Origin of the sequence: Paraburkholderia madseniana, assembly GCF_009690905.1 — a bacterium.
Lineage (GTDB): Bacteria > Pseudomonadota > Gammaproteobacteria > Burkholderiales > Burkholderiaceae > Paraburkholderia > Paraburkholderia madseniana.
On record NZ_VOSW01000123.1, the window covers coordinates 1 to 23,672 of the forward strand.

Below are 23,672 nucleotides of genomic sequence, written 5' to 3' on the forward strand. Positions count from 1 at the left end.
TGACCTGCGCCTCTTGTAAAAGCGGGTCCAATATCAATCAGACTATGCCGATCAGGTTTCGTTCATCGCCCTTGAATTTGCATTCGTCACGTCCAAATCGAACATAGTTAACGATGCGGCATAGTTGCCGCTACGCCGCTAGCGGCGTAGCGCCAAGTCCCGACTCGTGCCTTTACATGCTTCGACCTGCAAGGTGCTTGCCGACTATATCGGACGGCGCGAACGACATTGGGCTGAACGGCCGGTCTCCTCCTTTTTGTTCGTTTCAAGCCGGGGCAACCGGCTGGACAACAGCGAGATTCATCGAACTTTTTATCGACTGTCCCGCCAGATTGGTCTGCGCGGCGAATCCGACAGTCACGGCCCACGCTTGCACGATATGAGGCATGTGTTTGCCACAAGAACGCTCGTACGCTGGTATCAGTCTGGACAAGATCCCGAGCGTTGTCTGCCGATCCTGTCGGCCTACCTCGGCCACGTCCATGTCGCCGATACGCAGTGGTACCTAAGCGCCTCGCCGGAACTCATGTGCGAGTCGATGCGCCGACTCGAACGGCATTGGGAGAACCGGTCATGAACGCCTCCGCCAGCTTTGCTCCGCTTCTGGAGCGTTTCTTTATACAGCGTCTGATGCAGCAGCGCCAGGCGAGTCCTCACACCATCATCTCGTATCGCGACACGTTCCGTCAGTTTCTAAAGTTCGCCCAGCAACGCCTGCATAAGGCGCCGTCAAGCATGGACCTCGAGGAGATTGACACCCCGTTGGTCGTCGCGTTTCTGGACGACCTGGAGAAGCGCCAGGGTATCAGTATTCGCAGCCGCAATCTTCGACTCACGGCAATTCACTCGTTCTTCCGATATGCGGCACTCGAAGCCCCGGACCATTCCGCGCAGATCCAGCGTGTGCTTGCCATTCCCAGCAAGCGCTTCACTCGCACGCTCGTCAACTTCCTGACGCGTGCGGAGGTCGACGCACTCCTTGCTGCGCCAGATCAACGTACCTGGTCCGGCCGACGTGATCACGCCTTCCTGCTGGTGGCTGCGCAGACCGGCTTGCGTTTATCCGAGATGACTGGACTCAAACGCGAGGACCTCGTTCTCGGCGCCGGCGCTCATGTGCGCGTGATCGGAAAGGGCCGCAAGGAGCGCTGTACGCCGGTCACGCGGTCCACGCGCGCCGTGCTGAAATCCTGGTTGCGTGAGCCGCAACGGGGTGACGGCGACTTGCTGTTTCCGAGCGCCAGAGGGGAACGTCTCAGTGTCCACGGCGTTCAGTATCTGCTAAACAAACATCGAGAGGCGGCGTCGAGGGTGTGTCCCTCCTTGAACAGGAAGCGGGTCACTGTTCACTGCTTGAGGCATACGGTGGCCATGGACCTTCTTCAATCGGGCGTTCCTCGTTCAGTGATTGCGTTGTGGCTCGGCCACGAATCCGTAGAAACTACGCAGATCTATCTCGACGCAACGCTTGAAATGAAGGAGCAAGCCCTTGCAAAGATATCGCCATTACACGGCAAGGCGGGACACTTCCGCCCGACGGACCAGCTGCTCGCGTTTTTGAACAGTCTGTAGAGTCACGAGACTATGTTGGGTGACCCGGTCGGCACTTCTGCTCCGAAACCCCCATTCCCGGGGCCAGGATGAACTCTCGTCCATATCACCCAACATAATCCGGAAGGGAAGATAGTGCCGCAGCGTGTGCATGGACACGCGCTTGTCGAGGTTCGCAGCCTCGGCGGCGGCATGAATGGCACGGTTCAACTGTCGCGTGCTTAACTGATCGAGCGGATCGAGCCCGGGAAACAGCCACCCACCATCAAGCATCCTGCCCTGCGCACGGGCCACGCGCCACCACACACGCAGGCGCTCGAGCAGCACCGGCGAGAGCATGGCATAGCGGTCACGGCGACCCTTGCCCTGCTCGATGCGCAGTGTCATGCGTTCGCTGTCGACGTCGGTGACCTTCAGCGCTACCACTTCGCTGGCGCGTAGCCCCGCGCCGTACGCGACCGACAGCGCGGTCTGGTGCTTCAGGTTGCCGGCCGCCTCGATGAGTCGCCGCACTTCATCGGGACTGAGCACGACGGGCAATATGCGGGGCACGCGCACCGGTTGCATCCTGACCAACAGCTCGGGCCGGTTGAGCGTGACTGTGAAGAAGAACTTCAGGCCGGTGATCGCGTGGTTCAGCGACACGGCCGATGTGCCGTGGTCGACCAGATAGAGCTGGTAGCGGCGCAGGTCCTCGACGGTGGCCGTGTCAGGTGAGCGCCCAAGAAACCGGGCGAACTCACGCACGATGTGCAGATAAATGTCCTGCGTCTTGGGGGCAAGCTGGCGCATGCGCATGTCGTCGATCATGCGCTGGCGCAGTGGGCTGGCGTTTGCCGGTAAGGAGGTCATGATTCGGCTCCTGTTGAAGAACGAGGCGGATTGCCTCATTCGCCAACATAAAGCCGCGTGACCGGCCTCTCCCTGACCTCCAGCGTCCGACCGTAGCCCCTACCGCGCGAGCGGTTTAGTTCGTCGGCCATAAAGGGACACTCGATTACTCGACCTACATTGTCCACAATCGACCTTCATTTCGCTGGAAATACGGAGCTCGCGTCCCGGTTTGAGACGGACTCTTGGCGCTCGAAATTAAGACGCGCCTGTCCTATCAGAGCTGGTCGCCGGAATTGGTGTGCCTCACTCGACCCCGAAACATCGCCAGGATCCGCTTCATGCCGAATTGGGCGATCGCCGTGCTCATCGTTGACCCTCTGATTCTCGCTGCGGGCGCGATGCTGGTCTATCCAACGCCGCAAGGACGACATTGCGCGCGTGGAGCAGGACAGATTTGAGCTCGCCTGAGGAAACCTCTGCAAACCCGAGTCCTCGGAGCAGAAAAATACCTTCAACAGCCAGCAGTGCGTGACGTACTTCAGCAACCCCGCCATGTTCGGATCGAAGCGGATCGAGCAGTGCACGGTAAAGGTCTCGGACCGGCCCCAGCATGTCAGGGGCGTGCACCAGGGCGGTTACGAGAAAAGCTGCCATTTGCGTCGAGGCGTCGTCCTCGTCCAGTGCTTCCTCGATATGCGCGAGGACCAATTCGACCGGCCCAGTTGGCCCGCTGCCAAGTCGCCGACGCACTGCCTCCTGAAACCGAGCAACTTCTCGTTCTAGCGCAGCGTGTATCAATCCATCCTTAGTCGCAAAGGTATAGACGAGACCGCCCTTGCTGATCCCCGCACGCTCGGCCACGGCATCGAGTGTGAAATTTCGGCCGCCGGATTCGAGGATTACGGCCTCGGCAGCATCTAAAACCCTGTCTTTGTCGATTTCCTTTTTCCGCGTCACAACAACCCCTTGCTTTTCTGACTGGCCAGTCGGATAATATTTTCGACTGGCCAGTCAGATTAGCGCAGCGATGCTCGCGGCGCAAGATTGTTTCTCACCTAACTCCCAGGGGTACGTTATGAACGAACATGAAAAGGAAGATCTATTGCCTGCCCTGACCCTTGGTCACTTTGTTATGAAAGTGCAAGATGTCGAAGCAAGCTATAGCTTTTATATTGGTTTAGGTCTGCGCGCGTTCGGCACCTTTCCCGGAATGGCAGTCGTTGAAATGCGGGGTGGCACGCATCTACTGCTGTTCCAAGAGGGCGATGATCAGGCTGGCGCTTTGCGGAACAGTCTGAATGGCCAGAGGCCTGATTTCAGCAGCGAAAAAATAGACCTGATGATCGCGGGGCATACAAAAGCGGATCTGGAATCCTACAGGGTCGGCCTGATCGGTAAAGGATATTCACCGTCAGCTATCGCGGATGGCGAGCTATACGGCCACCACTATTTCTCGATGCAGGATCCCGATGGCAATGGCATCAGTTTCTATACCAGCCACAGCAGCGATAAGCCCGTTTGATATTGCAGTTGGTTAGTTGCGCAGCATCCGCCCATTTCTCTTTATCTAGCCCGATCTCGGCGTCTCGCCATATCAACGTAGAACGGCCGCCTCCTGAGGATCTGAACGGCCGTAAGGGGGTCGAGTGTCGCCGGTCACACGTCGGGCAGACTCCGGCTATGGGCGGCAGACTTGCGCCCAATGTGTGCAGTCAAGCCGGAGTGGGCCGCCCCGTGCAGTAACGCACATCAGAGCCCTGGGAGAGCGGATATCGTTGGGAGCCGAGGACAAGACTATCCATACATTCTGATAGGAATGAACCAGGCGATCGCAGGGAGTCGTGCAATGAGAAAAATATTATCGCTGAGATCGGACGGTTTCGTATGAGCGACCGTAAATCAAAACACACCTGGTGGTGCATTACCAAGATTGCCGCCGCAATAATATTTTCATATCCGCTGTGCGGAGTGGCCGCGGCAACCTGGATGTTGTTTCGCGATTTCCCATCGACAATTCGCCATCCATGGCAGTCGTTGCTGCATGCTTCTATGATAGCCATTTGGTATGGCGTCTCAGCTCCAGTGCATGGCGTGCTGCCGGAGGTTGACTCGGCTGGTCACTATCATTTTCCTGCATACCCTTTCGTCATACCCACAGCATTAGTGCTCGTATTTGTGTTGTTTCGCGGCTGGCGTTTACTTAAAGTGGGCCGCTACATGCACAGGTAGTCGCAATGTCCGTTGGATCCCGAATCAAGCGCGGACTAAATACATCGAAACCGGTGACAATCGACGTGCGCCAAATGCATTTGTCTGGCCGCTTTCGGCAAGAGTGAGTGCCCCTTGTGGGTCGATCAGCGACATTCGCGGACGGCCGCGTCCTCGCAAGGAGTGTCGGCCGCCCGGATTTTTCACGAACTGTGTCAATAGTTTTTCACTTACCTGGCGCAGATTTCACTTTGTGTGGCACCCGACACCTCGGAGCGTCGTCGTCTTCGACGACCTTGTCCCTTCAGTGTCTATCGCGCCACCAACGCGTCTCGAAAGAGCGAAACGGCGAGTAAGCTGGATGACGAAGTCATGTCCATTCTCGGCCAGTCCGACCTCCGCACAATAGTCAGGTCATCATGCTGAACAATACCGAAACTCCGAACGCACTTCATACAAATCTCGATCTTTATCCAGTGGACCGTCTGATCGATACCTTTGTTAAAGACCAGATCAATGCGGTGAAGGCCGTATGGGCCAGCCGTACCCAACTGACTGACGCGGTACGTGCGGCGGAACCTCGGATAACTGCTGGTGGCCGCCTGATCTACGTCGGCGCCGGCACCTCAGGGCGCCTCGGGCTGCTCGACTCGGTCGAGCTATACCCAACATTCTCCTGGCCAAGAGCGCGCGCGATTGCTTTGCTAGCAGGAGGTACCACCGCCGTCACCGAAGCGGTTGAGGGCGCCGAGGATAACGAGGAGCAAGGCGCGGCAGACCTGCTGGCAACGCAACCTTCTCCAGACGATGTGGTGCTGGCAATTGCGGCATCGGGGTGTACCCCATACGTGCTCGGTGCGCTGCGCGCCGCGCGGCGTGCCGGCGCGCTCACGATCGGCTTTGCAAATAACCCGCAATCTGCGGTCGTGGTTGAGGCGGAGATCGGCGTTACCCTGGATACGGGGCCGGAGATCATCTCTGGTAGTACGCGACTCAAGGCCGGCACCGCCCAGAAGATCGCGCTAAACAGTTTCTCCAGCGCGTTGATGGTGGGCCTCCACAAGGTATACGGTAACCTCATGGTCGACCTGCGGCCTACCAACGCCAAGCTGGTCCGTCGCTCGGTCAATTTGACCATGCGCGCGACGGGCGCTTCGAGTGACCTGGCGCGCCGGACGCTGGAGTCTTGCGGGTTCAAGGTCAAAGTGGCCATCGTCGCGTTAAAGCGCGGCATCTCGGTCGAAGATGCCGAGTCGCACTTGGCGGTTGTCAGCGGTAGCGTGCGCCGCGCCGTCGAAGATTGAACCAGCTTCACCCCGTCATGCAAGCCTTCAAGGTCCCGGTCGCGGGGGCTGGACGCGATCGAGGCCGAGGTCGTACGCACGGGGCTTGCCGACGTCGCGATCCCCGACATTCCAATCGAAATCGCCGAGCAGATGCCCGCGCTTTGGCAGGCCGCCGACGCCGGTTACCCGGTCGGCCGCGTTTGCGTGAGACCAGGCCCGCTGCGCCTGATTCATGGTATCGGATTACCAGCCGCTCGATCTGCCGCACCGTCAGGCCCAGTCGTTCGGCAGCACGTCCAGGTTTCAGAACCCTATCCACAACAGCCTGGATCACCTTCAGTCGGTCGAGTTCGCGCATGTTCAATGTCACCAGTGTCGCTGGATGCATGGCCGGCTCCGTAATCCCGCAGGGAACCGGCAAGCATACCGAGACCAGAACACGACATTTCTAAATGGCTGGAACACGACATTTCTATAAAGCTACTACACCTCTGATGTTGATAAATATAATTATGTAAAATATATAGGAATGCGAACTATATCGACAACTATTACTGATAGAGTCTCTTATGAATCAACTTCTTGCCACGGTCCCGGAAGACAAGCCCATTCCATTGGCGACCCGTGATCGACTCTATGAGCTAGCGTGGGGAGTCTACTATTCCGGGGAAACGGCAAAGGATCACGTAGCGCCGATTATCAGTTTCATGCGGAGGCACGTACAGAATGGCGCACCACCGTTCGGCATGATTCGCCTTCGTCTGAAGAGGATGTGTGAAGTACTGTCTAAGATCTATAGAGACGACGAGCGTGTGAAGAACGATTTTCCATACTGCGCCGACAGTACTCCCTTGGAATCGTATCCCGAAGGGGCATTCGCCGTCTCGCCGGCGAAAAGCCGGTGACACAAGTCCGATGGACCCTTGATCGCGTAGGATGTATGTTTTCGGCTTATTGTGGTGGACTCTTATGGATTGAGCTGAGCCGAAAAGCATCAGGCGATAGCCGGCCATGAACTGTTGGTCGGCACGCGAACGACTTGAGGTTTGGTTCCGCGACGATGGCAAAGGGCGACGCAGGTACCTCTGTGCTCGATGCAAGAATAGATAAATCCGTATCGCTTTTTCTTCACCGCTGACAGTCGGTAGCTATCAATCAAGACCGGCATGACCTTACATCGACCAGGAAGGTAGCGGCAGGTCTCCTTGCTGCATTGGGGTTTGGGCCTGCAACGAATGCAAGATCTTTCAAGTAATCTAACAATCTCTGTACAACGTAAAATAGCGTACCGGATAGTACGCTATTGTGCTAAGAATTCGTGAGGCAACTGACTAAATGTTTAAACCGGAGACCGTTATCAGCAACTCAAAATTACGAGTTCAGGATGGACGATTCAGCATGCATTGGAATGTTGCCAACTGAGTCACAGATCGTCCGGCGTTTTGTTTTGCTCGAACCATGCGGCGCTGCTCGCATACATTTTCAAAACGGCCGGGTCAGTTTCCGACGAAAGTTTCCGATGTATAAAGCTTAGGGTTTTTGCCTTGTCGGTCGAAAACTGATATGCAAGCCACATTGCCTCAAGCGCTTGGCCTTGGCGATTCTCTTTGGCTAGTGTGACTGCCAAGGGGGCCCATATGGTCGCTCGTCTGGCGTTGAGCGCCAATGCTGTAACCGCAGTATCTTCGGCCTTGATCTGTTCGCCATTTGCGGAGAAGGCGAAAGCGAGATTGCTGAGCGTTTCCTGATCACCGGGATCCGCCGCGGCGGCCAGTTTGAAGAATGTGACCGCAGCACTGGCGTCGCCAGCATTGAGCGCCGTAAGCCCGTTCTGATTAAATTTCCGGGCGTTAGCGCGATCCCCGCGTTGCGGCTTTGGCAGCGCGTCCATGGCGAGAGCTGCGTCCATCGCAGCGGCCAGATTCTGGTCTTTCGCGGCACGGAGCATTGCTTTGGCACAATCTGCAGGGTTTTGGCAGGCGGCGCTCTGTGTCGGCGGCGCCGGTTGCGGAGGCATGGTCGCCGGTGCGGCGGTCGTTGGTGCAGGGTCGATGGCGACTACTTTGGCTGGCACATTTGCGGCGGTGTCAATCTCGCCGGCATTCGTAATGGATATTTCCGTGTACGACGCGTCAGGAGCGCGAGTATACGTGCACGTGATGCCATCACGGCTTACTTGACCCCGAGGCAATGGGTCGAGTTGAACTACCCATGCCGACGGAGTCACTTTGCACGCGGCAGTGAGCGCCGCTCGCACGACAGCGGGGGCTACTTCCGGTCCGACACGCATCACAACATTGTTGAGCGCTCCGCGCGTCGACCAGTCTGCCGTCAAATAATTGACTGAAAGGCCGTAGAAAGAATTTTGCATATTGAGCGCACCCTGGTCGCGATAACGGTCATAGAGCGCTTTGTCCGGTGCCGAGGGATCAATGGCGGCCTCCAGCATGTTTTTGCTGGAAAATGGCATCGACGCGACGTTTGGTTTCGATACACCTTCGCCACCGCTATTTGCAATCGTGCCTTCCTGTTGATTGCTGACCCATCGAACCGGGACTGCCAGAATGCGTTGCCGCTCAGGGCCGGCCGCGAGGAATTCTCCATTTACCTGAGAGATTTCTTCTATACCTTGCAGGTCCACTGATGTGACCAAGGAGCAGTGGCTGGACCAATAAGACATGGTGGCCTTCGACTGCGGGCTGAGCCGGCCACTAAGATGGGAACTGTCGATGACGTTGCCGGCTGAATCTCGCGTCACCAGCTTGATCCAAAGTTTGGAGAAGTTGACGCTTGTGTGGTTTTCCACATCGAAATTGATCTTGCAATAGTCAGTGCTATTAGGTGCCTCTTTGCCAGACAGGACCGCACCGATCCACTCTTCGGGCGCGTTAGCGGCAGATATACCCGTTTGCACCTGCGGGGCGTTCGAGGCGTTGGCGCTCCGTTGCGACGAAGGAAGCACCGTAATCCCCTGATCGGATGTTTTTTGGCATGCCGTGAGAATGCCAAGCGCTGCGCTCAGCAGTCCAACTCGAAGTGCAATTGATTTCGTGTTCATGTTTGGTCTTGTCCAGCAGCTTTTTTATCTGGTATACCCGCGCGACCCCGAGCATCCGGGCGTGTGCTGCTTCGCTTGACAGCACCAAGCTCTCGCAACGCTAAGCAGTGGTTAAAGCGGTCGTTACCTCTTGTCCAACGGTTGGCTGCCGTTGCTTTTTATCATTCATTTCGGTGTCGCGGTCGCTGCTTTAGCTTGCTTGGCAAGAATCGCAAACGTTCGCGGTATAGAATGGGCGCGCGCGTACCCGGAAAAGAGACGCCCAAGCCAGAATTTTCGTCAAAACCTAAAGTAATCCGCCGAAATGCCGATAATGGCCGTAAAGTGGACCGCCGTCATTTTAGGCTAGCCTTAGAGTTCGGCGGAGCAATTTTGCGGCAATTACACAACGCGCGTCTAGATTTTGCATCACGTTTATGTGGTCGATCTTTGCGGTGATATGATTTGCGCCAAATTCGGCGCGGCGCCGTTTCGTGAACGTGCTCAGCATGATGGATTCGATTGCGCGGCCAAAAGAGTTCGTAGGAAACTGTGAATGAGCCCGCGGATGAGAGAAAAGATGAAAGAGAAGGATGAAGAGTGGGCGTTGCCCTCGGGCGTGTGGGCACTAACCAACGACGCGTTTTCATTGACAAAAACAGCTTGCGGACGCCCTGTTTCCGCGCACGCTTCCGGTGCGGACGTTGCTGCGGTATTGGGTTCGACCTTTGATGATCAGGCACCCCCGAAATTCTATCCTCCGGAATTCGAGTTTTCTCCGGCGACTGGCAAGCCACTCGGCAAGCCGTCGCCTATCCTAGGCGGTTGGGCACCACCCTTCGGCAATGCGTCTGTCGATTCAGGCGGCTATTCCGACGCGCGGGGCTTGCGCCGCACGCCGCATGCCCTTGTGCTGGGCGACCTGAAGTCTCGCAGCGCCGAAGGAAACTCCGATGACTCTATGGAAAATCCGCCGCCAGGCGAATATCAGTTTTTCTCGGTTCCGTTTGGGGCGTCTGGCGCTACGCTGATTGCATTAGATCCGCTCAAGGGTACGTTGTTTGCGAGGCTTCCAGCGTCGCGGACCTGGCGGCCGGTAGAGGGCGTGGGGCGTGCGACTGTTGCCGAATGCTCGCTTCCGCATCATGCCTGGCGCGCAGAAATTATTAAAGACGGTACCGGTCCAGGAGGCGCGTTGTTCGTCGCAACTCAAGTTGGCCTCACGCGTATTGCGATTGATGTTGCGTCGCTCACTTATGAGGTCTTTGACGTTGGCAGTGCTCCTGCCGTCGGCGCGCCGATCGCATTTGACAACCGTGTCTGGGTTCCATTGCAGGCGGGAAATGGTCCGATTCGCATTGTTGGCGTGGACCTGGAAGGCACGTTGGAGAGTGACTTGGAAGTCGCTCCGCCCGAAGGGGTGAACATCGATGTCTCGGAAATCGGTTTGCCAGTGTCATACGGCAGGGCGGTGGTATGGGTTTGCGAGAGCGGTCAGTTGCGCGTTCAAAAGCAGACTGATGGTGGCGCAATTGCAACCTTTTCGCCATGGCCCGCGAATGTCCAACCGTGTCTTGATTTCGGAAGTCCCTATCTCAGCAGCAGCGGGCAACTGTGGCAAGTCTGCTTTAACACTGCAACGGACCGATACGTATGGGTACGTATCGATATCCCTCAGGCAGAAGTTTCCACTGCGACCACATTGCGTCTCTGCTCGGGCATGGTTAATTTCCGGATTAAATCAAAAACGACGATGCCGCCGTGGGAAGAGCCAGAGCATACCGACGATACCGCGTCTAATGACTTCGTGATCCCGCTGCTTGAGTCGTCGGCGAGCGATGTGGTTATCGGCTTGCGTCTTTCGAGCGAGGCGGGTATCGCAAGAGCGTTTGAAACAAAAGAACGCATGCCGTATGCGTTGTGCTACGACGACAGCCACAACGAAGTCACTTTCTTCACGAGCACTGCCGCGGAGCCGTGGCGTATCCGCCTCTTCGTTCACGATCATAAGCTGTGGGCGTACCACTCGCGGGCAAAACGCATTGAAGGGTGGAATCTCGCATGAAGATATGGCTTCGTATTGCCGTCGCCGCTTTGGCGACGGGCGTATCCGACTGCGCATCAGCGGCTGGCATCCAACAAGCATTTCTCGTCCAGAATTCTGGGTGGATGGAGCCGTTTTACTCCGATCCTGCATCACAGTTCAAGCCACTGATAGCAGCCGTCGCGCAGTCTGCGGCATCAGCCGACGATCCGGTTTTCCTGATGGCGTTCAGCCAGAGTAGCGGCGCGAACGTCTCGCCGATACTCCTCGAATCTGGTAAAGGTGCCGCGGGCATCAGCGGGCCCTTACAGTCTTTAGCCATTGCGCATAAGGGTACGGGCAGCGCGCTCGCGGACACCGATTTCAAGGAAGCGATCGTAAAAACAATTTCGGGGCCATTTCACACGGCGCCAGGGATTGTGTGGATTTTCACAAACAACAAGAACAGTCCTGGCAACGATCAGGCAACGGCCGCGCGCAATCTCGATTTTTACAAGTTGCTGCATCTTGAGCCTTCCATCACCAAGACGCTGGTATTTCCTCTTCAAATGCCAGTCAAGGGAAAGCTGTACCAGGCCCAAGGGATGATGGTGTACGCCTTGGCGTATGGAGAGCCTGCTGCGCAGGCGCTTGATCAGATACTCAAGAACGGGCGGCTCTCCCGAGTGTTGACCCGGCCGCCTGCTCGGCTAAAGCCGCTTGATCTGGACGCAGTGCGGATTGTTCCAGAGTCGGTCGCGAATTCGCCGGATGTACATGCGAGCCTCGGGCGTGACCAGCGGACGTTGGTCCTTGACGTGAACGCTGGCAAAGTGGTGCCGACTGTTGTCATGCGCGCATCGCTGCAGAATCTGTTTTATCCGTATGTCATTCAGCATGCGTCTGTAACCGCGGCCGTGGCGCTACCGGGACGCACTGTCCCGGTCGACGTGTCGCCCGCTACGATTGACGGTCTTCAACCCGGCGAGCGCAAATCCGTTGAGGTACGCCTTGCGCTTCCAATGGAAAAAGTGCCTTCTGCCTGGTCTGCACAAGCGCTCGCCGCGATGGGCAAACAGGTTCTCGTGCCTATGACTGTCAGCCTTGCGCTCAGTGGGCAACAACTCGGCCTCTCTGACGACTTCAAGTCGCAACTGAGCGAGGAGTTCCCAGGGGACCCAATTTCTGACATCTTCTCTGCGCCTTCAAGTGTGCGGGGTTCGCAAGCGATCGTGCCCGTCGTGCTGCGTATTCAATACCCGCTATTGCCTCTTATCGTTGTGATCGGAGGTGTTCTCGCGTTGATTGCCGCGCTTATCGCGGTAGCGTTACTGTCCGGACGTAGCAAGCGCTACCCGCTCGTCGCGGATGGCGAGGCTCGGCATGTGGTGCTGAAACCCTTCGGCAGCCTTGATATCCGCGACACTAACGGAGTGACGATCGGGACGGTAAAGCGAGGTTTTGGCCGACCGAGTGTTACCAAGGTCGCCGAGGGCCACTCCTTGATTCTTCGATAGTCGAACGAATTTCAATTAAACAATCCATTGCAGGGAGCAAGCCAGATGGCCCAAGATCATAAAGACCAAAGCGGATTCGCACTTCCCGCACCTCAAACCAGCGATAGTAGCGTTGCAAGCTCCAGCTCTGTTGCCAGCAGCACCGTCACACAGACCGAAATTGTCACCTCGACCACTTCGAACGTCAACGTAGACACGTCGTCGCGCGATCTCCTGATTGGTGGCGCGATTCTTATCGTATTGTTCATTGGCTATTTCTTTGCGCGTGGTGCGTATGCAAATTCGCTTGTCGCGAAGAGGGTGCCGCCGAACAAGGCTAACGCCGCCGGCTGGTGGCTGTTCATATTTCTCGCCAGCCTTTCTGTCGGAGTCGTGCTGTCGGCAGTCAATCCGGCTCGGTTCCTTGCGCCTTTGATCATTGCCCCTCTTGCTGTTGTCGCAGTGGTCGCACTTGTCCTGATGATTATTTCGAGCCGCAAGTAAGCGTTGAGGCCTTTCATCCAACCGGAATAGTGCGCTCAACGCACAGATCACAACGTATTCAGGAACTGCGACATGTCAGACATCATCAATCAAACCATCGGCGCCGACTCGGCCAAGAAGCAGGAACAGACGATCGAACTACGTCCGACCCTCTTCATTGGCGTTGGTGGGACGGGGATGGAAGTCCTGATGCGGCTGCGGCGTCGCATCCTCAATACGTTGTGGGGTGGGACCAATCATCGTACTCGTGTTGAAAGTCTGGTCGACTTTCCCGTCGCGCAGTTTATTCAGTTCGACCTGGATACTGGCGCAATCGTTGAAACGAATCGGGCGCAGGCAGATGACCTGCAATTTCCCCTGGTCAAGTTCTCCGATGACGAGAAGATCGTCGAGACCTTCGACATGGACAAATACAGTCGAGATGACGATGCGCTCGAGAAGTATCCGCATGTCAAGGAGTGGCTCTCGCTGACGCCCAAGAAGATCCGGGAACTCGGCATCGATCCGGCCAAAGGCGCAGGACAAATCAGGGCTGTCTCGCGGCTTTACCTCTTTGACAAGTACACCAAGCTTCGCGACAAGATCCGGTTGAAGCTGCGTACGTTGAAGGCGAGTTTGTCGCATGAGCGCCAACTGTCTGAGCTTGGTTTGAGAATGGAAACCAGCAAGTTTCGTGTCGTGGTGGTGGCTTCGGTAGCCGGCGGGACAGGGTCGGGCGCATTCCTGGACATCGGCCTTATCTCGCGCTGGCTCGCAAAGAGCGAGGTGGCTCATGCTGACGTCGAATTGATGCTGTTTCTTCCGACCGGATACGCCGACAAAAACAAGGATCGTACCGCGGCCAACGGCTACGCGGCGCTTATGGAACTTGAGTCGGCGATGATGGGGAACAAGGGTTACGTAGGACGCTGGGACGCCTATGACCAACCTGAGCTGCACCGGGAACCGTATCAAGAGGTATACCTGATCGATTCGGGTAACCTTGCCCAACAAAACACGAAGGATATCAACGACATCTATCATATGGTCGCTGATACTTTGTTCGAAGATTTCGCCTCGGGTGATTTCGCGCGGCGCAAACGCTCGACTGCGGTCAATCAGGCGCAACACAAAAATTTCCTGCACGACGCACTCGTTCCCCGCAATCGCTTTCCAGATATGCGGCTTTCATATTCGAAGCGCTTTTCGGCATTCGGTCAAGCGGTTCTGGATACGCGCCAGGAGGCGCGCCGCGACGAGCTTGCGCACCGCTGGGCCAGTGCCATGCTACAAGCATTTTTTGGTGTAGGCAGTGGTGATTTGGGTGCGAATCGCGCAACTGACAAACAACGTGATGAGTTCATGGCTTCGTACGTCGGCTTGCGTCCTGCGACGTTTAGCGACTTTCCTGAATTCTCCGATAAAAACATAGAGCTGCAACGATCGAGCGGTGAATTCACGGACTACGCCGTTACGAATGACCTGCTGCAGGACAAGCAGGGATCGCTGCTTGCCGGCATCGAACAACGGGTGAATACGCAAATCGATGCGATCCGAACGGGTTTTCAGCGTGCTGAATGGCCAACGCATTTGCGCGACGCCATGAAGATGCTGGAACGCGACGCAGTGCGTGACCAGGATTCCACCGCTGATACAACTGAAGATCGTGTGACCAAACGCCGTCGGGAGGTGTTCGAGCGCATCAAGAAGACCGTACGCGACCAGCTCTACGCATATCTGGACAACAAGGAGTTCGGCGGCCTTGAATATGTCTTGTCGCTTGTGGAGCAGATCAAAGATCGTCTTGAAGTACAGGGCACCGGGCTTATCGCTGCGCTCGAAACCAACGCCGGGCGCTACCGCGAGATCAAGGAGGCCGTCCGCAGCCGCGAGTACGAACGGCTGCTAGACAATCTCGCACAGACGCGGTCCGGTATTTTTGGCCTGGCCGGTGGGGACAAGCAGGCGAACACGGTGCTGGACCATCTGCGCATCGAGATGGCTAACGCGTTGAAGTTTCATTTGCGTGCGAAAGCAGCGTCTGAGGCGGCATTGTTGATGGACGATGTGTCTGCCTGGCTTGGTCGCAAAACCGGCATCGATTCTCAGGGACGCGCGACCTGGAGCGGTCTTGTGGGGGAACTGCAAGCGGGTCGGGACGAGGTGCTCGGGATGCTCCGGGACCTGCAAAATGCGAATTCGATTTTGCAGTTGGACCTGACCAAGCAGCACAGCACACTGATTATCGTACCGGCGACAATTCGCGAGGTACCGATGCCCGCGGCACCGCAACTTAGGGAATGGGCCGACGAGGCTTTCAAGGATCTTGGTGGATCGCAGGTACTCTTTCCGATGCTTGCGGATGCCGAACAGCGCGGTGAGATTCTCATAAAGATCAAGCGGATGGCAGAGCGTCAGCTCACAACGCTGAGCGCTATCGATCCGATGGGAGATACGACCGATCCTTTGGTGGAAGCACTGGATCACATGGCGCCAGGGCAGCGGGGCGAGTATTTCCGCAAGTTGTTGGCGTGCGCTATGCCGTGGATTGATGCGAATCTGGGGGGCGACTTTGCCCTCAATGCGGATCAGTATAAGTGCTTCATCGGTGTGAACAATGCGGATGATTTCCGCCGCAAATTCGGTGCGGAGATCGATGCGAGCGTGCCCACACACGCCGGTATTACACCGGGTCAGATTTCGATTGTCGAAACCGGTATCCCAGGCCGTGCAGTCTGTTACTGCGAGCTGTCCGGAGTTCCGATGACTGTTTTGCGCGGGCTCGAAGGGTGGCGTACCAGCTATCGCAAGGAGTCGGAAAAGAGTCCGACGCACACGCACATCGATTCAACTCAGTTCAGCCATCCGATGGCACCTTCTACCGACGAAATTGGACGTCTTGCAGAAGACTTCAAGCAATATCTGCTTGCAGTCATGCTCGGGATATTGACGCGCGCCACGCAGCGCGTAATGCCACCGGGTCAATATCAGTTTGCGGTTGCGCGCGGCGACGTGCGTCGGATTGGCAACGAACGCGCAATCCGTCAAAACGGCTTGCCGATAACGTACCGCAGTCAGATTGTCAGTCGTGTGCAGGAAGCGCTGGCTGATCTCGACGCGCTACAAACAAGTGCATTAGCGGCGCTGTGTACTTACTACGAGACGGCCGTCTACACGCCGAAGTTGGTTTCCGATTCGACCGGTGCGGAGCAATCCCGCAAGGGTTTCGCGAGTTCGATCGCCGCGGAAGCGAGGCGTGAGTTGCGAGACAGCGCCCGCCGTAAAGGTGTAAGTGAAGCAGAGTTGGACCGCCACGAGCGACGTCTGCTTGACGACTTGACCCCATGGCTTGTAGTGATCGGGGACTCGGATGCCGACGCTTACGACTGGGAGGTCCGCGAACCGAATGAAGATCAGCTGCCCCGACTGAAATTCGCGATTCGCCCGGAGTACCTGGCTCCGCACGCTCTAGACAATCTGTTGAGCGCTAGCGCTGTTGGAACGACGTCAACTGCGTTTCAGGCCGGCCCGGGTGCTTCTGGACCAGGCATGCCTCCGCCACTGGCGCCAGCATCGGTCGCGCCGCCACCACTCGTTTTCGCACCGCCCGTTGCCCATCAGTATTTTCTGGCGGTCACAGGACAGCAATATGGTCCGTACAGCGGGCAACAAATTGCGCAATTTATGCAGGCTGGACAAATCGCAGTCGCCACAACAAAAGTGTGGCGTCAGGGCCTTGGGGACTGGGTAGATTTGGCTTATTTTGCAGAATTGACTGAAACATCGCAGGCAGCGCCGCCCCCGCTGCCTCCAGCGACTCCGCCGTCGCTAACGTAAGCACGATCCGGCTTCCCAAGCGAGTCGGACAGCCGGGATTCAGTAGGAAAATGACGTGAAAAATTGTATCCAATGCGATAGTCGGCTCTTCGGGACGGTCAGTTTCTGTCCGTTCTGTGGGCACGCTACCGGGTCAACGCCAGCGGCTACCACTGTGCCGAAGGTGGAAACTGACGCGGGCATGTCCGAAACGACGCCGCGGGCATCGGCGCCGCAGCCCCCGACACCGGTAACGCCGCGCGCGATAGATACTTCTGCCTCGTCATCGACGCGAAACACATCGGCGGCACCGACCCCGCAGGTCAAACCTCCAAAACGAACGCAGGCAGACGCAATCAGGAAGCCGGTGGTCGCATCAGATAGTAAAGCGCCGCAGACGAACCAGCCGAAGCCGACAGACAAGCCAAAGACAACACGCAAGCTTTTGCCCGGTGCAACCATTGCCGTCGTTGTTCTTATTGTGTTGATCGGGTTTATTGGGCATGGCAGAAACAAGCAGGAGATGGCATGCGACCAGCAGGCGGAAGCGGGGACAAAGCTCGTGCAAAGCGGTGACTTCGCTGGCGCTGCTGAGCAAAGCAGACTCGCGGCAGCTTCTTGTACGGGCAGTCGCAGTTCGAAAGCGACAGAGTTGCAAGCCACCTTGACGGCAGCTCAAGCTGCGAAAGCCGTGCATACCAAGTGCGCTCGTGCTTACGACATTGTTTCGTCACGTCTGAATGAGGGGCGTCTGAATGCCGCAATTAATGCGTTGAATCAGTTGCCGCCGTCGTGCTCAGACTCGACCGAAACGAAGCAGTTGAGGAACCAGATAGATCAGGCGAGTGCTGCCGCCGATGCGACGGAGCAGAATGTACGCACAGCAATCGCTGCGGGCGACGCTGTCGCTGCGTTGGCAGCCGTGCAAGACCTTGCGCGATTGGATCGTTTTCGGGCGACTTTACCTGCTCTTCGAACACAAATCGCTGGGATCCGTACCGCGAAGCCGGTTGAACAGGGGGTAGGGACGAACGGGTCCACCGCTTCGTTTGCGAATCAGCCAGCGATTGGTGCTGCCACGCAGCCGCCGGCAATCGCGAGACCGGCAATGCAGACCGCGCAACCTGCTGCACCCGCTTACAACAACCAGGCCGCACTCATCCAGCAATTTTTGAGCGACGCACAGACCGCGCTTGCACAAAGCCGTTTCGATGCGGCCAAGACGTATCTCGACAGCGCCCGACGGATGGACCCCAGTAATCCACAAATCGACGCGCTCGCGCGTGCTATCCAGAATCGCGAACACGAGGTTCTGCAGAATGAAACATCCATAAAATAACGAGATAGACCATGATTGAAAATACTAAAAAACTGATAGTCCCGATTGTCATCACTTGCGTGTTAGCAGGATGCGCAGCGCCTCAGCAGAACGGTGGCCTGTCGAATGGGAGCGGCACAGCTGCAAATGATCCATGTTCGGTAGGCACCACAGCAGTAGCAGGGGCCGCTGTAGGAGCGTTGATCGGTGCGTTGGCCGGCGGTGCGAAAGGAGCGGCAATTGGCGCGGCGGCCGGTGGCGTTCTGGGAGGAGCAGGCTGCTATGCGGTCAACGTTCACTCGCGGCAGGTCAGGACTGCTGCCCAGGTAGACCATGACTATGTTGAAAAGCGTGGCGCGCTACCTCCTCAGCCGCAATTGGTTTCTTATAACGTTCAGGTCAACAACCAGGCAATTCGCGGCAAGCCGTTTACCGTTAATACAGAAGTGGAACTGGTCAATGGGCGTTATCAACAGGTCCACGACGTCAAGGAGCAAATCGTCATTCTTGATCCGCAAGGCGAGCCATTCAAGAACGGCACGAAGCCCCTTGAGAGCAGCAATGCGACGGGCGGCCAATTCGTTAACTCCTTTGAACTGACTCTGCCTCCAGGCGTCTCTCAGGGCGTATATGCGATGAAGACTAATCTTTACGTCAATGGAACGTTGATAGCGTCGCGTGACTTGCACACTCAGATCGTGCTTGATCATGGTAAAGCGATTGTCGTTGCAGCACTTTAGGAGTGGCTGCTAAGTCACAGTTAATAGCAAAAGAGACGCCGCCGCTCCTGAAGGAAGGTCGTTGCTTTATGCAGAATGAGTGACGGGGTAGGCGGGAAAAGGGAGGCTCCAACTGGCTGTCAATGGATGCCTCTCTTGCGCAGTGCACAGGGATATAGTCGTCTTATTTGCGCGGACGCGAAGAGTGTTCAGAGCGTACAGGTCAAAGGTGCGTGCGGTTTTCAGTCAAACGGTCCACGAGGGTCCGCGCGAACATGTTTTCCGCAAAAATTCATTGAGAGGCTCATGATGAGCGTGTTTAACCGGATCAAGGCGCTTGTGTTCGTCGACGAAACTGCCGACGCCAAAAGCGGGGAGGCTGTAGAAGACAATTCTGCAAGATCCGAGTGGACATCTTCGTCGTCCGTGTCTGGCGATACGCCACCGGTCAACCCTGCAGATGGAGCTATCGGTTTCGATCTTGCCGCCATGGAAGCGCGAATTGACCAAGGGATTAGGAGCAACCCGGCTTTCGCTCAGTTTGGCGCATTTCTCGCATTAGCGGACAATATAAAACTTGCCGTACCGGAGGAGGCGCAACGATTCAAGGCGGCGCAAGCTGCCACGGGTACGCAGGTCGAAGTACTTCTGTCGGCGGCGAATTCCTATGCCGACGTGCTGCAGAATGAATCTAAGACGTTCGAGCAACGTTTTGTATCGGTAGCGCAATCTGAGATCGAAGCGCTTGGTCGAAAAGAAAAAGATCTCAGCGACCAAATAGCCGAGTTGGCGGCACAAATCGCTCAGTTCAGCGCCCAGAAGGATGAGGTCGCCAGGTTGGCGTTAGAAAAAACTGGCGAGTTGAGCAAAGCGAAGATCGACTTCGAGACAGTGACCGCCAGGCTCGAACGACAGTATCGCCAGCTTGCTCAGAAAACTCATCAGTACCTTCAACCCGCGCCGGACGGTTAAACGGACGTTTGAGTCAGCCGGTTATCAGAGAGAAAGAGGTTAGCCGCCGCAACTCGTGCATCGTTCACGAAGTAGAAACGGACACAAAACAGCAGCGGATGATGTGCGACCAATCTAGACGCCTTAAAATAAAATTGGGGGACGTATGAAATTACAGCCTGGATTCAAGAAGTTTATCTCGATGGTCGGAGTTGTTGTCATTGCCGGCGGTGCCGCATATGCCTATCGTTCCGGAACCTTGACGAGCAAACCCTCAGGCGCACAAGACACGGGGTCCACGCAACCGCAACCTTTGAGCGCATCTGGGCAAGCGCCCATGGCAGGCACTCAGACAGCGCAAGACCCAAGCGGTACGTATAACTTCAAGCCAAATCCAGATTCGTTGCAGTCCATCCTTCAAAATCGCATAGTTCGAATCTCAGTTGAAAACCCGTCTGAGCCGATCTACGGCGAAACTAACGGTGTTCCGCACGGCTTCAATTACGAATTTGCCATGCTGCTTTTCGCTCAACCCGAATTCAACAAAGGCGGTTCGATAAGAATCGACACGCATCACGAAGTCGATACTTACAAGGATGTCCCCCGACAACTGCTCGTTTCGGCAAATGGCGGTTCGGTGGTCGATATCGCCATGGACGGCTTGACGTTCTCCGATAACTCACCCAGCGGTGTTGAGTACACGAATCCGTATCTGGATGACTTTGGATACGCATTGATCGTCCAACGCGGCTCTTCGTTGAAAACGACGACAGAGCTTGCGGGAAAAACAATCGGTATCCTGCAGGGCGACCCTGACGTGCGGGCGTATGTTACGCAAAAATTCCCCGATAGCAAGGTCGTCGAGGTAAGCGACTCGGATCCGCAATTTATCAGCAAGAGTCTCGATAATCATACCGTTGACTGTTTCGTGTATGACTACCCCTTTGCTGTGGAATCGATCAAGGGCACTGATCTCAAATTCGCCATCACGAAGCTTGATGGCTCGAATATTTCGTACAAGATTGGTGTGCGAGCGGCCGATCAGAGTCTTTTGATTTATCTTAATAGCGCGATCGGCCGAGTGAAGCAGACTCCCGCATATCTCGATCTTCTGCGCAGATACTTCATCAGCTCTCAGGTTGCGACGACCGCTGCAGTTCAGGGCGAACGAAGCTACACCGTGCGCCAAGGTGATACCCTTAACGCCATTGCTCTTTCTCAATTGGGTAGCGGAGCACGTTATCGTGAAATCCAGCAGCGCAACAATCTGCCGAATCCTAATTTGATCCTGGCGGGACAGCAACTTATAATTCCCGGTCGATAACGCGTGCGAAGAAAAGCCGGGGCGGCGTTGCAGTGGTAACTTTCGGTGTCGTGCAAGCGTGATCGTCGGATCTGAAATCAGGTCGCCGCATCCGGTATCTAACGGAGATACCGGATGCGACTTTTATCAATCTGGGAAACGGCAGTCCTGCTGTAAGCGTCATGGCTGTATCGTCTAGACAGGTACTGCGAGATAGCCAATCTGGTTCCCATCAAAATCTGATGGGAACCAGATTGGCAACTTTGCAGCTCTCTGTGAAGAGGGTACTGCCGTGACGCAAGCGCTGGACCGGCCATTTCAAATGCTTGACCTAACGTCGCAGCGCTGACAACGCGAGGCATCGCGATTTAGGCCGAGCAGATCAGCGTGACAGACTGCTATGGAAGATGGGAGTGGATTCGATTGGCTTATTTTTTCATCGGCGATAACAGATAGCGTCACAATGCTCCTTGCCGGGTAGCTTTTTGCTATCTAATGTGAACCGATGGATCAGCGCGTCGAGCGTTTCAAGGGGCTTCGCTTCGTTCAGCCAGCAAGACACCTCGAGCTCCATGTCGAGGACGACAGCAGCTGTTCCCATATCGAGCCATAGGTTGTTGTCGTTGGCGTGTCGCAGTTTTGGTCAAGAGCTTGCAACGCCGGATGATTGCGTAGCACCAGCACGGGATCGAGCTGGCGCGTTGACTGTAGTTGTGCACGTCATGGGTTGCGGTTTGCGGAGTTTGACAGACAGTTGCAGTTATCGTTACAACGTCTCGCTATTGGCCGCCGGGCTCCTTTTTGCATCGCACACAGTCAATGCCCAGACTAGGTGCGCTTTGCGTCGAGAAGCGGTCGAGTGCAGTCAGCTACCGGAAGCAAAGCCTGTCGGGAATAATTCTCGCGGCATTACGCCGCGAGACGACTGCGATTCGCTTCAGACGCACAAGCTAGCGACAAAACACACAATCCAGACAATGAAGTAAGCGAGATTTTGCTTCATCGCTTTGGCGCGCTGGAAGAGATATACAGGCACCAACCACACCCAACCCTTGAACTTATCGGTATTATGACCAGCTGCTTTGAGTTTTCGCTCATCACAATAAGACAATGCGATATTCAGGAGCACGGTGACAAACCAATATTTGCTGTTTGCAATAGCGATTTCCGCAGAAAATTCATTTTCACTTAAAAGGCCTGCAACAATTCCTTCCAGAAAAAGCCCGATTAAAGGTGCAAACGCGAGAATCCAGACAAAGGTGTTGTTGACGTGCTTCCCAGAGAGCGGTGGCGGAGCGACCTGCAGCAGATGCTGTCTTAAATCGGTATTTTCGATAGCCAGCCAGTCGGGGTAATCCTTGCGCCAGACGGCCGTCCCATAGGTCACCGTTCCGGATTTAATCAATTTCATGATTTCAGTTTGAGACACAGGACCTTTCCGCTGGCCGTTTTCCTCGTGAAACCATACAGGGGATGTAGAAATATCATTTTCCATGTCTGCTTCCAATTGCTGTCTTTTCCTAGCGAACACGATGTTTGTATCGCGGCAAAGCTCGGTTATTTTGCTAGCCGCGTGGATTGCAGGTCGGAAGATTGGCGCATTTGTCCGCGCCACGCCGCTCGACCATCGGCTTGACTGGTTGCCTACTTAAATGGCGTTAACAACACTCTGGGGCGCGGCCATGCCCAACTTCAGACGGGCGAGATCGTTTGCTCCGGGAGAATCCGCGAGAACATAGCCCTTCTCAACCAGCATTCGTGTCATGTATTGCTTGTTGTAAAGGAACGAGACGACCACTTGCCAGATTCCGAACGTAAAGCAGCTAAAGAGGAGATGCAGGGCGGCCACACCGAGTTCGCCGCGGATCAACGGAACCCACCAGCCAAAGAACAAATAGGTCCAGCTGTATCCGTAATAACCGCTCTTCAGCATGCCGGTTCCAGGGTGCTTCAGAATAATTTTTGTTGCCATTTTTGTTGCCCTCGGTGTCTGGGTTTTATGGAATGCGATCGGCTATCAACGGTTTTATGATGCCATCGACAGACACGCTTACGGCATCTCCATAGAAAACTTAAGTGTTTTCTGCATAAGCGATGTCTTGTCGAGACATGCTGTATTCTGAGAATCGACACTGCGGTGCAACGCAAACGTTTTCGGCGTACTAACGCTTGAGCTTAAGGGGCACTGTCACGTTGCAGAGATGGTCAAGAAAGATCGGGGGATGAAGAATGCAAAATCGCTTTACCACGGTCATCGCTTTCCAGCGGCGGTCATCAGTTGCGCGGTACGCTGGTATTTCAGGTTTCAGCTCAACCTGCGTGATATCGAAGAACCGCTGTTCGAGCGCGGGGTTACGCGATTTTCATTGTCGAAGGCCATCTTACTCGCCAGCTTCTGACTCACGAATGCCGGCATGTCTACCAGTACGAAAGAGCCGGATCGATTCCTGAGTTTTTGCCGGAGTACCTCCGGCAAATCGTAAGCGCGCGATTTCGCACACCTAGCTTCCGTTATTGATACGTAAGCACCCGGGGAAGGCATCTTGACGGGGGCAATCGCTGAAACGATCAAGCAGCGGTCCGCGTCCAGCGATGAGGAAGCAGTTGCGCGATGTCGGCGGCACGGTGTGTCGGCAATCGCGTCAAC

At 55.9% G+C, this 23,672-nt stretch carries 17 protein-coding genes and 4 pseudogenes; 15 read left to right on the plus strand and 6 right to left on the minus strand.

Features of this window, described 5'->3' with window-relative positions; all coding sequences use genetic code 11:
• Positions 1 to 163 precede the first annotated feature (163 nt).
• A pseudogene (locus FSO04_RS39290) lies at positions 164 to 577 on the plus strand (tyrosine-type recombinase/integrase); the annotation flags it as partial.
• Positions 574 to 1,572 (plus strand): site-specific integrase, encoded by a 999-nt coding sequence (locus tag FSO04_RS39295; RefSeq protein WP_154566833.1) that lies wholly within the window; start codon positions 574 to 576, stop codon positions 1,570 to 1,572. The pseudogene FSO04_RS39290 and the gene FSO04_RS39295, both read left to right, overlap by 4 nt.
• Here FSO04_RS39295 and FSO04_RS39300 read toward each other — a convergent pair.
• Both FSO04_RS39300 and FSO04_RS39305 read right to left on the minus strand, forming a co-directional pair.
• Positions 1,507 to 2,403, minus strand: coding sequence for a tyrosine-type recombinase/integrase (locus tag FSO04_RS39300; RefSeq protein WP_154566834.1), 897 nt, complete (start codon positions 2,401 to 2,403; stop codon positions 1,507 to 1,509). The two genes, FSO04_RS39295 and FSO04_RS39300, sit on opposite strands and share 66 nt — an antisense overlap.
• Before the next feature lie 345 nt (positions 2,404 to 2,748).
• On the minus strand, positions 2,749 to 3,342 hold the full coding sequence (locus FSO04_RS39305; protein WP_168435989.1) for a TetR/AcrR family transcriptional regulator: 594 nt from the start codon (positions 3,340 to 3,342) through the stop codon (positions 2,749 to 2,751).
• A gap of 118 nt (positions 3,343 to 3,460) precedes the next feature.
• On the opposite strand from FSO04_RS39305, the gene FSO04_RS39310 reads away from it, so the two are divergent.
• The 4 genes and pseudogenes from FSO04_RS39310 to FSO04_RS47970 all read left to right on the plus strand — a co-directional run.
• A complete protein-coding gene (locus FSO04_RS39310) occupies positions 3,461 to 3,907 on the plus strand; it encodes a VOC family protein (RefSeq protein WP_154566836.1) in 447 nt (148 codons plus the stop codon).
• Between the two features lie 362 nt (positions 3,908 to 4,269).
• Positions 4,270 to 4,614, plus strand: a complete 345-nt coding sequence (locus FSO04_RS39315) for a hypothetical protein (RefSeq protein ID WP_154566837.1) — start codon at positions 4,270 to 4,272, stop codon at positions 4,612 to 4,614.
• A 398-nt stretch (positions 4,615 to 5,012) separates the two neighbouring features.
• Positions 5,013 to 5,897, plus strand: coding sequence for an N-acetylmuramic acid 6-phosphate etherase (locus tag FSO04_RS39320; protein WP_154566838.1), 885 nt, complete (start codon positions 5,013 to 5,015; stop codon positions 5,895 to 5,897).
• 39 nt (positions 5,898 to 5,936) lie between these two features.
• A pseudogene (locus FSO04_RS47970) lies at positions 5,937 to 6,059 on the plus strand (DNA-binding protein); the annotation flags it as partial.
• 19 nt (positions 6,060 to 6,078) lie between these two features.
• Here the strand turns inward: FSO04_RS47970 and FSO04_RS39325 are convergent.
• Both FSO04_RS39325 and FSO04_RS39330 read right to left on the minus strand, forming a co-directional pair.
• A pseudogene (locus FSO04_RS39325) lies at positions 6,079 to 6,267 on the minus strand (helix-turn-helix domain-containing protein); the annotation flags it as partial.
• Positions 6,268 to 7,302: 1,035 nt separating this feature from the next.
• Positions 7,303 to 8,937, minus strand: a complete 1,635-nt coding sequence (locus FSO04_RS39330; RefSeq protein WP_154566839.1) for a tetratricopeptide repeat protein — start codon at positions 8,935 to 8,937, stop codon at positions 7,303 to 7,305.
• Positions 8,938 to 9,484: 547 nt separating this feature from the next.
• On the opposite strand from FSO04_RS39330, the gene FSO04_RS39335 reads away from it, so the two are divergent.
• From FSO04_RS39335 to FSO04_RS39370, 8 genes are all read left to right on the plus strand, one after another.
• Entirely contained in the window at positions 9,485 to 10,981 is a 1,497-nt protein-coding gene (locus FSO04_RS39335) for a hypothetical protein (RefSeq protein ID WP_199203097.1), read from the plus strand.
• Entirely contained in the window at positions 10,978 to 12,456 is a 1,479-nt protein-coding gene (locus tag FSO04_RS39340) for a hypothetical protein (RefSeq protein WP_154566841.1), read from the plus strand. The genes FSO04_RS39335 and FSO04_RS39340 overlap by 4 nt, the downstream gene beginning before the upstream one ends.
• 45 nt (positions 12,457 to 12,501) lie before the next feature.
• Complete coding sequence (locus tag FSO04_RS39345) at positions 12,502 to 12,939, plus strand: hypothetical protein (protein ID WP_154566842.1); 438 nt, start codon at positions 12,502 to 12,504, stop codon at positions 12,937 to 12,939.
• 72 nt (positions 12,940 to 13,011) lie between these two features.
• Positions 13,012 to 16,755, plus strand: coding sequence for a tubulin-like doman-containing protein (locus tag FSO04_RS39350; protein ID WP_154566843.1), 3,744 nt, complete (start codon positions 13,012 to 13,014; stop codon positions 16,753 to 16,755).
• 346 nt (positions 16,756 to 17,101) lie between these two features.
• Positions 17,102 to 18,073, plus strand: coding sequence for a hypothetical protein (locus FSO04_RS39355; RefSeq protein ID WP_199203098.1), 972 nt, complete (start codon positions 17,102 to 17,104; stop codon positions 18,071 to 18,073).
• Positions 18,074 to 18,084: 11 nt separating this feature from the next.
• Positions 18,085 to 18,792 (plus strand): hypothetical protein, encoded by a 708-nt coding sequence (locus FSO04_RS39360; RefSeq protein ID WP_154566845.1) that lies wholly within the window; start codon positions 18,085 to 18,087, stop codon positions 18,790 to 18,792.
• A gap of 285 nt (positions 18,793 to 19,077) precedes the next feature.
• The gene (locus tag FSO04_RS39365; RefSeq protein WP_154566846.1) at positions 19,078 to 19,743 is read left to right on the plus strand and encodes an SH3 domain-containing protein; all 666 of its coding nucleotides are present in this window, start codon (positions 19,078 to 19,080) and stop codon (positions 19,741 to 19,743) included.
• Positions 19,744 to 19,888: 145 nt separating this feature from the next.
• On the plus strand, positions 19,889 to 21,046 hold the full coding sequence (locus FSO04_RS39370) for a transporter substrate-binding and LysM peptidoglycan-binding domain-containing protein (RefSeq protein WP_233465176.1): 1,158 nt from the start codon (positions 19,889 to 19,891) through the stop codon (positions 21,044 to 21,046).
• Between the two features lie 916 nt (positions 21,047 to 21,962).
• On the opposite strand, the gene FSO04_RS39375 is transcribed toward FSO04_RS39370, so the two are convergent.
• A complete protein-coding gene (locus FSO04_RS39375) occupies positions 21,963 to 22,520 on the minus strand; it encodes a DUF4339 domain-containing protein (protein ID WP_154566847.1) in 558 nt (185 codons plus the stop codon).
• A gap of 153 nt (positions 22,521 to 22,673) precedes the next feature.
• Positions 22,674 to 22,997 carry a hypothetical protein gene (locus FSO04_RS39380; protein WP_154566848.1) on the minus strand — a complete coding sequence of 108 codons (324 nt, stop codon included), beginning with the start codon at positions 22,995 to 22,997 and terminating at the stop codon, positions 22,674 to 22,676.
• Positions 22,998 to 23,247: 250 nt separating this feature from the next.
• Between FSO04_RS39380 and FSO04_RS39385 the strand changes: the two are divergent.
• Positions 23,248 to 23,379, plus strand: a pseudogene (locus tag FSO04_RS39385) (IS6 family transposase); the annotation flags it as partial.
• Between the last annotated feature and the right edge of the window lie 293 nt (positions 23,380 to 23,672).